The sequence below is a fragment of the Flavobacterium sediminilitoris genome (assembly GCF_023008245.1).
Classification (GTDB): Bacteria; Bacteroidota; Bacteroidia; order Flavobacteriales; family Flavobacteriaceae; genus Flavobacterium; species Flavobacterium sediminilitoris.
This window is the reverse complement of sequence record NZ_CP090145.1, coordinates 889880-902328: the sequence shown is the minus strand read 5'-3', so window position 1 is coordinate 902328 and position 12449 is coordinate 889880. Positions and strand designations below refer to the sequence as shown.

The 12449-nt window shown below is 30.9% G+C and carries 8 protein-coding genes and 2 tRNA genes; 2 read left to right on the top strand and 8 right to left on the bottom strand.

The window, feature by feature from the left end; all coding sequences use genetic code 11:
- Positions 1-52: 52 nt before the first annotated feature.
- The 3 genes from LXD69_RS04185 to LXD69_RS04175 all read right to left on the bottom strand — a co-directional run bounded on the left by LXD69_RS04185 (position 53) and on the right by LXD69_RS04175 (position 5226).
- The gene (locus tag LXD69_RS04185) at positions 53-1351 is read right to left on the bottom strand and encodes an HTTM domain-containing protein (RefSeq protein ID WP_246917756.1); all 1299 of its coding nucleotides are present in this window, start codon (positions 1349-1351) and stop codon (positions 53-55) included.
- A complete protein-coding gene (locus LXD69_RS04180) occupies positions 1348-2280 on the bottom strand; it encodes a bifunctional riboflavin kinase/FAD synthetase (protein ID WP_246917755.1) in 933 nt (310 codons plus the stop codon). Before LXD69_RS04180 ends, LXD69_RS04185 begins: the two co-directional genes overlap by 4 nt.
- A gap of 102 nt (positions 2281-2382) precedes the next feature.
- Entirely contained in the window at positions 2383-5226 is a 2844-nt protein-coding gene (locus LXD69_RS04175) for a T9SS-dependent choice-of-anchor J family protein (protein WP_246917753.1), read from the bottom strand.
- Positions 5227-5457: 231 nt separating this feature from the next.
- Between LXD69_RS04175 and LXD69_RS04170 the strand changes: the two genes are divergently transcribed.
- Complete coding sequence (locus LXD69_RS04170) at positions 5458-8691, top strand: zinc-dependent metalloprotease (protein ID WP_246917752.1); 3234 nt, start codon at positions 5458-5460, stop codon at positions 8689-8691.
- A gap of 45 nt (positions 8692-8736) precedes the next feature.
- On the opposite strand, the gene LXD69_RS04165 is transcribed toward LXD69_RS04170, so the two are convergent.
- From LXD69_RS04165 to LXD69_RS04150, 4 genes are all read right to left on the bottom strand, one after another.
- Positions 8737-9276 (bottom strand): hypothetical protein, encoded by a 540-nt coding sequence (locus LXD69_RS04165; RefSeq protein ID WP_246917750.1) that lies wholly within the window; start codon positions 9274-9276, stop codon positions 8737-8739.
- Positions 9277-9322: 46 nt separating this feature from the next.
- Positions 9323-9889: an aminoacyl-tRNA hydrolase gene (gene pth / locus LXD69_RS04160; RefSeq protein ID WP_246917748.1), complete on the bottom strand. Its 567-nt coding sequence runs from the start codon at positions 9887-9889 to the stop codon at positions 9323-9325.
- Positions 9890-10036: 147 nt separating this feature from the next.
- On the bottom strand, positions 10037-10645 hold the full coding sequence (locus tag LXD69_RS04155) for a 50S ribosomal protein L25/general stress protein Ctc (protein WP_045970766.1): 609 nt from the start codon (positions 10643-10645) through the stop codon (positions 10037-10039).
- 59 nt (positions 10646-10704) lie between these two features.
- Entirely contained in the window at positions 10705-11646 is a 942-nt protein-coding gene (locus LXD69_RS04150; protein WP_045970768.1) for a ribose-phosphate pyrophosphokinase, read from the bottom strand.
- A 176-nt stretch (positions 11647-11822) separates the two neighbouring features.
- Between LXD69_RS04150 and LXD69_RS04145 the strand changes: the two genes are divergently transcribed.
- Positions 11823-11902 (top strand) — tRNA-Leu (locus LXD69_RS04145).
- Positions 11903-12157: 255 nt separating this feature from the next.
- Here LXD69_RS04145 and LXD69_RS04140 read toward each other — a convergent pair.
- Positions 12158-12230 (bottom strand) — tRNA-Met (locus LXD69_RS04140).
- Positions 12231-12449: the final 219 nt, after the last annotated feature.

Sequence of the window (12449 nt, the reverse complement as noted above, 5' to 3'; positions counted from 1 at the left end):
GATACTTATAAAAATGTAAATAATTGAAAATCAATATTTAAAAATTAGTTAATTATTCTAATTTAATCCATTCGTTATGTGTGAAATAATTCCATTTAGCTTTTGCCATATCATAATTTGGGTCAATGAAAGGTTTGTAGTTTTTCCTATTAATGGCATTTTCACAATTGATAAAAATAGAAATATCTTTTTCTTTATACTTTTCTTTGATTAGCTGACAATATTGCCAAATAAAATCGGGCTTTGTTGCTACTTGTCTAATTTGTTTTGATGATAAATCTTTGTGGTAATCATGATAGATAGATTGACCTGTTTTGTTATTTACTACTTTGAAACTGATATGTCCATTCCGTTCTCTAAGCATCATTCTCCAACTTAATCGATGACCTTCTTCTGTCCATAAAACATCTCCTTTAATGAAATAATGTCGAATGGGTAATAAAAGTTGAACGATTAAAAATGGAATAAATAAATAGTAAACGAGTTTTTTATTGTGTATATGTGATTCTTCTACATTAGGATAATATTCTTTGTTTTTAAAAAATACTTTTCGAATAGTATTATTTGGATAAAAAAATAATCCAAAACTTAATGCAAAAAAAGGAAAAATTCCTATTTGTAAAAAAACAGCATTAAATAAATGGAAAATTAAAGAGGCTACAAGAGCAAGTGTTCTAGTTCTTCTTATTAGTAATAAAGGGATAATTAATAAGTCATATAAAATTCCAGTATATGCGATAAATAAATAGAACCCTTTTTTAGAAAAGAGATTTGAAATAGATGGATTTGTTGAAACACTTTGCAAAAGATTTCGTGTAAATGTTCCGTCAAGCCAATCAGGATATAATTTTGCAATTGAAGCATAAAAATAGACTATAGCAATTTGTACAATGAAAATCAAATTAACCCAATAAGGCATTTTTAAAGACTCTTTTGTGTATCCTAATTTAACATCTAATGATTTATACTTATTAGCAGGTAAAAAAATCATCATAAAACTTATAATCATCAATAAGTAATAATGATTGTTATAAGATGTCTTTTGCATAAAATAGACACTAGCCCATAAAACAGTATATAAGGATATTGATAAAATATATCTGTAACCTATCATAATTAGAATGCCTAAAATTCCCATTATGCTAAAATAGAAATACATGCCATTTCCTTCTAATGGTTGAAGCCATTCAAAACCGATAAATGCAAAAGTAAACTGAGGATCAATTAATACTCTTTTTACCCAGCCAGTTGCAATTGCACCAAAACTTTCACAAGCAATTAAGAATCCAAAAAAGATTCTGAATACAATTAATGGTGAGTTATCAACTGATTTGGATAAGAAAGGAATCATTTATATTGCTCTATTTTTTCGATAGATAGAGTTTTGTCTTTTTCAAGTTGAATTTTTAGATCTTCAAGTGAGTCAAATTTTCTTTCATCTCGTATTCTCTCTAAAAATGATATTTTTATTTCTTTATCATAAATAGACTTATTAAAATCAAATAGATGTACTTCTATGCTTTGATTTCCTTCAGAAATAGTTGGATTTGTTCCGATATTCATCATTCCAAAATACTCATCATTATCTATGTTAGCAGATACAACGTAAACACCATTTTTTGGGATTAATTTGTAATTTTCAGATACTTTAATGTTTGCAGTAGGAAAATTGATTGTTCTTCCTATTTTTTTTCCTTCAATTACTGCTCCTGTTAAATTATATTTATATCCTAAGAAAGTATTAGCTGTTTTTATATCACCTTCAAGTAGCGCTGTCCTAATTTTAGTTGAACTAATTGAAATTTCATCAATTTCTTTTGCAGTTATTTGTTCTACTTCAAAATTATATTTTTCTCCAAAAGCTATTAAATCTTCAATTGTTGCAGTTCTATTTCTTCCAAAACGATGATCGTATCCAATGATTATCTTGCAAAGGTTTAATTGGTCTACTAAAATCATTTTTACAAAATCTTCAGCAGTAAGTCTAGAAAATTTTGCATCAAAAGGATGAATAATAAGGTTATCTATTCCAAAAGAAGATATTAATTCTTTTTTTTCCTCTATAGTGTTTAAGAGTTTGATGTCTAAATCTTGTTGAAGAACCATTCTAGGGTGTGGAAAAAAAGTAAGTAAAACACTTTCCGCTTTTCTCTCAATAGCAGCATTTTTTAGTTTAGTTAATACTTTTTGATGACCTAGATGCACACCGTCAAAAGTACCAATGGTGACTATGGTTTTGCCTTTAGTCTGAAATAAATTAATATTGTTGTGGATGTTCAAAATGAAAATGTTTATGGCAAAAATAAGTATTTTTAAGTTGAGGTATAAAAAAGAGGATTGATAAATTTATCAATCCTCTTAAAAATATTTTTAAAAAATAAATTACTGTTTGATGAATTTCAGAGTTTTTGAAGCTCCATCTTTTTCAATTCGAATAAAATAAATACCATCGCTAAAGTTTGATGTGTTTATTTTTAAATCTGACTGAATAGTAATTTTTGAAGATTTTATAGTTTGACCAATACTATTGTATATAGTATAGCTAGTTGTTGAAGAAAAATCACCAGATAGGTTTATATTTAATTCATTACTAGTAGGGTTTGGATAAATACTAACAGCTTCTATAATTTCAAAATTTGAAGAGCCTAAAGTTGAATCAATTCCAAAATAGTAAACACCTTCAATTCCATTTACAGATGTTCCAGTAATAGTCACATTAGAACCGAAAGATCCAATAGTTGTTGGTAATGCAACTAAATTTCCATCTTTTATAACTTTTAATAAGTTTCTGTTGTTTCCAGTTTCAGTTTCCCATGCTGCTATTTCTGCCTCAGAGAAATAGAACATAATATCTGCGTTTTCATTTAGGCTGTTAGCTGTGGTTATAGTAAATGTTTTAGCCATTACTTTTAGGTTAGTAGCTGTATTTGAACCATAGTTAACCGATGCGCTACCGGTAGAAGTTTGACTTCTATTTACATAAACATTAGTGCAGCCATAATCTGCATTTGCATTGTTAATTATATTAGACATGATTTTTCCTGTAGAAGAATCAGTAGCATAAATTGTTCCTGTAGAAGGGATTAAGGCTTGGTAAGCTGTCCCTGTATTAATTTCAGTTTGTATGTCAGTTGAAATAGTTGAGTTTATGTCAACATTATCTAATACTAATATACCGTTCCCAGCTGTATTGTGGTGTCTAAATACAATATAACCAGTTTGTCCGATAAATGCTGATAAATCATGAGATCTTTCCTCTGTGTTTTTTGCAGGGATTTCTCTGTTATTTTCTAAAACTGTTCCAGCTAAAATTGAATTAACTGTACTTATGTTAGTTGTAAAATATACAGAGTAATGTTCTTGATATGGATTTGTGTCTGATGAGTAAGCGCCAATTGTGTAATTAACTTCAGCGGCTGTTGAGCTGGCAGCTATTGTGAATTGAGGACTGATAATATAGTTGTTTGGGTTTGTGGTTCCAGTACCTCCTACAATTGTTAAATCAGTTTCTGAAAAAGCACATACTCCAACTATTCCTCCAAATCCATCTAATCCATTAACTGTACCCCAGTTTTCTCCGTCTCCATCTCCATCAATAATACCCCATCCAGTAGCATCTTCAAAGTCTTCAGTAATTAAGGTTGTTATTTGAGTTGCTGAAGGAGTGTTATCATCATTAACAATTGTAATTGTGATTGTTTTAGCATTTTCATTTAATGTGGTATTACCTCCATTAGCATTTAATGTTAAAGTAATTTCAATAGTTTCGTCATTTTCGACTAATCCATCATTATAAATGCGAATAGTTAAGTTTTGATTTGCAGTTGTCCCTGTTGGAAAGGTAACAGATGAATTAACAATTGAGTAATCAGTATTTAAAATTGCTGTCCCTCCTGTAACATTAAATGTAACTGTTGCATCTGATGTTGCTGCTTTGCCTAATAATACAGGGAAAGTGAAATCAGTAAAATTACAATTAGTATTTTCGTTAACTGAACCTGTTGGGTTTTGAAATCTAATTATTGGAGTTGGAGTTTGACAAGCACTAGAAGCATTTAATGTGTTTCTTCTAGGAGAGTTAGTCATTACTGCAATCATTCTATTTTTTTGATCTTGTGTAAAGGTATCCATACAGGCATCATTAGTATAGTCCATATAGTTTTGAACCATATCATTTCCTGGGGCTGGACAAGAATTAGTAGTTAGATCACATGTAAAATTTGGTTGTCTTGTGTTAGGAGTATCAAGACAATAATCGTCTACTGTGCATCCATCTACTCCTAGATTTGTATTGGGATCACCCCATAGATGTCTTAAGCCTAGCCAGTGACCAACTTCATGTGTCATAGTTCTTCCTCTATTGTATGATGGGTTTAAAATAAATGTTCCGTCATTTTCGTCAATTGTTCCAAAAGTATCGAAGCTAGCTACAACTCCATCAGTATTAGCAAGTCCACCGTTGTTGTTTAATCCTCCTAATCCAGAATTACTAGGGAATTGCGCATAACCTAAAATACCATCAAGTCCACCTTGATCTGCTGGTAATCCTCCAAAGCGAACTGTCCACATATTTAAATAATTATCAGGATTCCAAATGGTGTTTTGTTTTAGCAACTCTACATCTGCTCTTTTTTCCCAGTCAGCTCCTCCTGGTCCATTTGCTACGTCATTAGCATATGGAGCTATATTGTGTCTTACAATTCCTGAAGTTGGATTCCCATTAGGATCAGTTTGAGCAATACAGAAATTAATTTCACAATCAACAGCTAATCCAGTAGAATTAGCTCCTCCGGGTGTGTTAATTAATTTTCTGTAATCTTCATTCATGACTTGGATTTGAGATAAAGCTTGAGCATCTGTAATGTTTTCACCTGTTCCTATTGCGTCACCATTGTGTACAATATGGATTACTACAGGAATATTATATACTTGCTGAATATTTTTACCAGCAGCTCTGTCGGCTTTTATTTGGGCTATTTTAGGAGCTAACCAGTTTTCAAATTCTGTATTAGTGCTTCTGTTTGGGTATTGTGTTTTTAAATAAGCCTCGTTTTCATCAGTATAACATCTGATATGACCACTAGGAGTGAGTGCTTGTTCAGTTATTTGGATAGGTCTTCCAAATTTTTGAGGAACTCCTTTTTTTTGTAAGGTTTGGGCATTTACAGTTAAAGATAATAAACTAAAGACTGTGAATACTATACCTTTTGAGGTATTTTTTTTCATAAAATATAAGATTATTGGATAGGTCTGCAATTTAATTTTTTTTATGGTATTTTATGTTGATTTTTTAAATAAAAACTATAATTAATGCCTTTTAAATAAAAATAATTTTAAATAAAAATAATTTATTTAATGTTTTACACGGATTGTTTTTTATAAATTTATATTTTTTTATGATTTTATTTGAATTATTTGTTATTTTTGATTTGTAAATAAGTAAATAATTCAAATAAAATGAAAAAAAAATTACTATTAGCAATGTTTGCTGTGTTATTTTTCAGTAATATATATTGTCAAAAGTCTGTATGGAAAAAAACTTCTTTAGATAAAGTGGAATCACTTCAAAAAGCGGAAAGAATATCAATGCCTTTCAAATATGAACTCTATTCATTAGAGATGCAAAACTTAAAGTCAAGTTTAATGCTCGCTCCAAATGATTTAAGTGGCGTTTTTTCAAATATCATTATTACTTTTCCTAATTCTAATGGGAGTTTAGAAAACTATAGAATTTATGAATCTTTGATTATGGAAAAAGAGTTGGCTGAAAAATTTCCTGAAATGAAAACTTATTTAGGAAAAGGAATTAATGATCCAACTGCAACTATTCGATTTAGTATAACTCAATTTGGATTTCATGGAATGATTTTGTCAGGAAAAACAGGAACAACTTTTATAGATACTTACACTACGGATTTAAACAATTATATTGTTTATGATAAATCTAATACGTCAAATATAAGAAATTTTAGTTGTGATTTTGATGAAATAAATCATGAAGTGTTAAAAAATGTGTCAAGTGAGAGTTTTCAAAGAACAGGGGATGGTAACTTTAGAACATATAGATTAGCAATGGCTTGTACTGGAGAATATGCTGCTTTTCATGGAGGTACCGTTGCAGGGGCTTTAGCTGCAATAGTTGTAACTGTAAATAGAGTTAATGCTATCTATGAGAGAGATTTATCAGCAAGATTGGTTTTGGTAGCAAATAATAATTTAATAATTTACACAAATGCAGGAACTGATCCTTATACAAATAATAATGGAGGAACTATGTTGGGGCAAAATCAAACTAATGTGACCACAGTTATTGGGAGTGCAAATTACGATATTGGTCATGTTGTGAGTACAGGAGGAGGAGGTGTTGCTGGATTAGGGGTTGTGTGTAATAATTCTCAAAAAGCGAGAGGTGTTACAGGAGCAAATGCACCAGTTGGAGATCCTTTTGATATTGATTATGTAGCTCATGAGATAGGGCACCAGTTTGGATGTAATCATACTTTTAATAATTCATGTAGTGGTAATAGAAATTCAAGTACAGCAGTAGAGCCAGGAAGTGGGTCTACTATTATGGCGTACGCAGGAATTTGCTCTCCTAATGTTCAAAGTAATTCAGATGCTCACTTTAGTTTTATTAGTATTGCTGAGGCTAATACTAGAACGTTCTTAGGGACTTCTTGCGCAGTTGTAACACCTAATGGCAATATTGCTCCAGTAGTTAATGCAGGTCCAGATTATATTATTCCAAAAGGTACGGCATTTGTTTTAAAAGGTGCAGCTACAGATGCTAATGGTGATGCTTTGACCTATTGTTGGGAGCAAACAAATAATGAGATTTCTACGCAGGCTCCTTTACAAACAGCTACTAATGGTCCAAATTTCAGATCTAGACCACCTGTTGCTTCTCCTGATAGGTATATGCCAAGAATACAGGATGTAATTAATAATAATTTGGCACCAACTTGGGAAGTTGTACCTAATGTTGTTAGAACAATGAATTTTGCACTTACTGTTAGGGATAATAGAAGTCCTAATGGAGGACAAACAGGAAGAGATGATATGGTTGTTACTACAGCATCAGTGGGTCCTTTTTTAGTAAATACTCCAAATACAGCAGTTTCGTGGGTGGCGGGAACAAATCAAAATGTTACTTGGGATGTGGCTGGAACTACGGAAAATGGGATTAACGCATCTTTTGTTGATATTTTACTTTCTACAGATGGAGGATTTACTTATCCTATATTTTTAGCCAGTAAAGTGCCAAATGATGGTTCTGAAATAATTACAGTGCCAAATAATCCAGGTTCTCAAAATAGAATTATGGTAAGAGGTTATAGCCATATTTTTTATGATATATCAAACACAAACTTTACTATTTCTTCTGCTCCTTCTTCTTTTTCAGTTTCTTTTTCAGGTATTGAAGAGACGCAGAATACTTCAATTTGTTCTTCAAATACAGTTGATTATATAATAAATTATTCTGCTTTAGGAGGATTTGGTGCAAGTACATCTTTTACTGCTACTGGTAATCCTTCAGGGTCAACGGTAAGTTTTAACCCTAGCCAAATTAGTTCTACAGGAACAGTTGTTTTGACTTTAGGTAATTTAACTTCTGTTGCAAGTGGAGATTATCAAATATTAGTTAATGCTACTTCTGGTGCTGTTACAAAAACGGTTCCTTTCTATTTGTCTGTTGGTCTTAGCCCTGTAGTTTTGACTGCTCCTGTTAATAATGCAATTGGTCAAAATACTACTTTAAATTTGACTTGGGATCTAAATCCTAATGCAACGTCTTATGATGTTCAGGTAGCTACAGATAATACTTTTAGTACTGTTGTAAGTTCTGGAAATGTGACTTCAAATTCATATAGTGTTTCTGGATTAAGTGAAGGGACAAATTACTTTTGGAGAGTGTTGCCAAAAAGTGTTACTTGTACTGGTGTTTACGGGAGTTCTTATAGGTTTACAACAGGAAGTATCTCTTGTACAACAACTTCATCGAGTAATGTGCCAATTGTTATTTCTGCCTCTGGAACACCAACAATTAATTCGACCTTGAATATTCCTTCTGGAGGGTCAATAGCTGATATAAATGTGACAATGAATATAACGCATACTTGGATAAATGATTTAACAGCTACATTAACAAGTCCGTCAGGGACAATTGTGCAGCTATTCTCTAATGAATGTAATCCAAACGCAAGTATAGAAAATATAGTAGCTACATTTGATGATTCAGGTTCAGCATTAGTTTGTGGTAATAATCCAGGGATATCTGGAACGGTATTACCAGAACAAGTATTGTCAGTGTTTAATGGTGAGGATTCTGCAGGAACATGGGTTTTAACAGTTTCAGATGCTTTTAATCAAGATGGAGGAGTTTTAAATAGTTGGAGTTTAAATGTTTGTATCGTTCAGCCACTAGGAAATGACTTGTTTGATTTTGAGGAGCTTACATTATATCCTAATCCTAATAAAGGAAGTTTTACTGTGACATTTTTGTCTAATTCATCAAATGATATTGATGTACATGTTTTTGATATTCGTGGAAGAGAGGTGTATAAAGAGACATTTTCTAATACAGGGAGTTTTAATCAAAATATAAACTTAGAAGATGTTCAAACAGGTATTTATTTGGTTTCAATAATTGATGGAGCTAAAAAGGTAATGAAGAAAATAATTATTGAATAATTTAATTGTTAAAAACTTAATACCTCCTTTTTTAAAGGGGGTTTTTTATTTAAAAGAAACTTTAATCGTATTAATTATTTGAGGAACTTCAAGAACAATAAAATCTAAAGCTAAATTATATTTTTCATTTTCTTTATTAAAATTGAGATTCCCTTTGGATACTAAGTAATATCCTGCTTGACCTTTACAGAAACAATGTCTTCCAAAAAGCATTTTTGTGTTTTGCAACTCAGTATCAGTTAATGCTAAATTAGAATTGGAATTGTTTATTTGGAAAATAATTTCTTCAACATAGTTCGTATCTTGAATTTCTTTTTCAGTGTTTTTTGTATAGCTATATTTAATAATTGAATATTCAGAATTGCTTTCTGTTTGATAATAAATGCTATTTATTTCGTCTTTTTTTATAATTAAACTTCTGTTTTTTATAATTTCAATTGTGCAAATACCGTCATCAGGACAAGAAGGATTTAATTTGCCCGAAATTATCGTGGATTTATTTATTTCTTCTAATTTATCTGTATTTTTTATTGAACTACAAGAAATTAATAAAGTTAAAGTAAATGCAAAGGCTATTTTTTCCATGTCTTAAAAAGCTGATTTTAATTAAAGATAGAAAAAACAAACCAAATTATTTACCATTAAATAAATTCATTGTGTTATTTAAGCCAGCTAAAGCAAATGATTTTATAATTTCAGTTGAAACTTCAAGTCTTTCTTTTAGTTTTTCTTTTTCATCATCAGTCCATTCACCTAAGACATAGTTTACTTGCTGCCCTTTTTTGAATTCATCACTTATTCCAAAACGAAATCGTGGGTACTCTGAGGTGTTTAGTGTTTGTTGTATGTTTTTTAATCCATTATGACCTCCGTCACTTCCTTTTGTTTTAATTCGAATAGTGCCAAATGAAAGATTAAGATCGTCTGTAATCACAAGAATGTTTTCTTTTTCTATATTTTCTTTTTCCATCCAGTATTTAACAGCTTTTCCGCTTAAATTCATATAAGTATTTGGTTTTAATAAAAGAATTGTTCTTCCTTTTATTTTTATCTCAGCGAGATCACCAAGCTTGACTGTTTGAAAATTTATGTTTTCTTTATTAGCAAAAAAATCAACTATTTTAAAGCCTATATTGTGTCTAGTATTGACATACTCTGTTCCAATATTACCTAGTCCAATAACTAAAAATTTTTTCATTTTAAGGGTTTCTTTTTTCTAAATAAATGAGTAATCCAATTCATGTTGCAAACATATGAATTTAATTTATTTTAAAAATGAGGTGGTAGTTTATAAAAAAAGCACCAGTAGTAGTCTGGTGCTTTAAATAATCAATAAATAATGATATTATTTTTTCTTTGCTGGAGCAGCTTTTGCAGCTTTTGCAGCTTCTTGAGCAGCTTTCATTGCAGCACGAGAAATTCTTACCTGACATACTACAGTATTGTCTGGGTGCATTAATTTAAAGTTGTTTGTCTCTAATTTTGTAACATACAATTTATTACCCATTTCTAAAGGAGTAATGTTTGCTTCAACAAAATCAGGAAGGTTTTTAGGTAAAGCTTTAACTTTTAAACGACGTTGGTTTAAACGTAAAACACCACCAGCCATAACACCTGGAGATTTTCCAGTAACTTTTACAGGAACTTCCATTATGATTTCTTTCTCTTCGTTTAATTGGAAAAAGTCAATATGTAAAATTTTGTCTGAAACTGGATGAAATTGAATATCTTGTAAGATTGCTTCAATTTTTTTACCTTCTTCTAATTCAATTACAACAGTGTGAGCGTTTGGAGTGTATACCAAGTTTTTAAATGCTCTTTCATCTGCTGCAAAATGTACTGGTTGATTTCCTCCGTAAATAACGCAAGGAACCATTCCAGCATCACGTACGGCTTTAGTTGCCTTTTTGCCTACGTTTTCTCTTTCTGATCCTTTAATCGTAATTGATTTCATTGTTAAAATATATAATTAATAAAAAAATAATTCTTAATCTGTTTTTTTAAATGTTCTGTTTACATTAAAAATTTTCCACTTATGGAGTTGTTGTTTTGTACCATGTGCATTACTTCTGCAAATAAATCGGCACATGTTACAACTTTTATTTTATTAGATTCTTTCCTTAAAGGAATAGAATCGGTAACTATTAGCTCTAGTAATTTAGAGTTTTCAATTTTTTCGTATGCTTCTCCAGATAAAATAGGATGAGTGCAAATTGCTCTAACACTTAAAGCTCCTTTTTCCATCATTACATCTGCTGCTTTAGCAAGAGTTCCTCCTGTATCTATCATATCATCTACAAGAATAACATTTCTTCCTGTAACATCTCCAATTAGTTCCATTGTGTCAATTACATTTGCTTTTTTTCTTTGCTTGTAACAAACGACAACATCAGATTCTAAAAACTTAGAATAAGCATAAGCTCTTTTTGATCCACCCATATCTGGTGAAGCAATTGTTAGGTTTTCTAAATTTAAACTTTTTACATATGGTAAAAAGATAGTAGAAGCAAATAAATGATCTACAGGTTTTTCGAAAAAACCTTGGATTTGATCAGCGTGTAAATCCATAGTCATAATTCGAGTTGCTCCTGCAGCTTCTAATAGTTTTGCAACTAATTTTGCTCCTATTGGGACTCTTGGTTTGTCTTTTCTGTCTTGTCTCGCCCATCCAAAATATGGTATTACTGCTGTAATATGACGTGCTGATGCTCTTTTTGCTGCATCAATCATAAGTAATAATTCCATCAAATTGTCAGAACTTGGGAAAGTTGAGCAAACTAGAAATACTCTTAAACCTCTAATTGATTCTTCAAAAGAAGGTTGAAATTCTCCATCACTATATTTTGAGAACGTAATTTTACCTAGCGACATTCCATAGCTCTTTGCTATTTTTTCAGCCAAGTACACACTCTGAGAACATGCAAAAATCTTTGCTTCAGGCTCGTTGTATGACATCTTAATTTATTGTTTAGTAGTTGATTAGTGTTGTGTTGTGTAAACGAGGTGCAAATTTAGAAATAAATTTTAACTCTGAAAGTAATTTTTAAAGTATTTTTAGTGTGATTTTTTTAAAAAATAATTACATTTGCACTCTCAAAAGGAATAAAAGGTTTTTTATTTCTTTATATTTTGCCTTGGTGGCGGAATTGGTAGACGCGCACGACTCAAACTCGTGTTCTTCGGAGTGTGGGTTCGATTCCCACCCAAGGTACATGTAAAAACCCTAACTATTTAATTTTAAATAAGTTAGGGTTTTTTATTTTTTGTTGACTAATTACTGAAATCTGTTTTTAATTCTTTTAAGCGATGGTTGTAGTAATGAGAAAAAAGTAAGGGATTCATTTAAGAAGATACATGCTGGTAATAATCATTGAAATGATATGGGAGAATCGCTTGTTGATTTAGATATTTATAATATTAAACCAAAACGTAAAAACCCTCTCATTGCTGAAAGGGTTTTCTTTAGTAGCGGGAACAGGACTCGAACCTGTGACCTTCGGGTTATGAGCCCGACGAGCTGCCTACTGCTCTATCCCGCGATTTGTGAGTGCAAATTTACAATGTTTATTGGAATAAACAAGTCTTTTTGAAAAAAATAATGATTTATTTCTTCTGTTCTGCCTTTTACAAAATAAATGATACATAAAGATAGCTTTTAAATATTTACAATAAAACTACATTAATGGACGCTCTTGTTCTAGTGTGCGTGTTAAAGAGCTTGATTTTTAAATCTTAATTATCTTTTTTATAAAAGTTAT

Bases quoted from the DNA above. Each gene is read 5' to 3' on its own strand.
- LXD69_RS04185 (WP_246917756.1), bottom strand. From the start codon at position 1,351: ATGATTCCTTTCTTATCCAAATCAGTTGATAACTCACCATTAATTGTA.
- LXD69_RS04175 (WP_246917753.1), bottom strand. From the start codon at position 5,226: ATGAAAAAAAATACCTCAAAAGGTATAGTATTCACAGTCTTTAGTTTA.
- LXD69_RS04170 (WP_246917752.1), top strand. From the start codon at position 5,458: ATGAAAAAAAAATTACTATTAGCAATGTTTGCTGTGTTATTTTTCAGT.
- LXD69_RS04165 (WP_246917750.1), bottom strand. From the start codon at position 9,276: ATGGAAAAAATAGCCTTTGCATTTACTTTAACTTTATTAATTTCTTGT.
- pth (WP_246917748.1), bottom strand. From the start codon at position 9,889: ATGAAAAAATTTTTAGTTATTGGACTAGGTAATATTGGAACAGAGTAT.
- LXD69_RS04155 (WP_045970766.1), bottom strand. From the start codon at position 10,645: ATGAAATCAATTACGATTAAAGGATCAGAAAGAGAAAACGTAGGCAAA.
- LXD69_RS04150 (WP_045970768.1), bottom strand. From the start codon at position 11,646: ATGTCATACAACGAGCCTGAAGCAAAGATTTTTGCATGTTCTCAGAGT.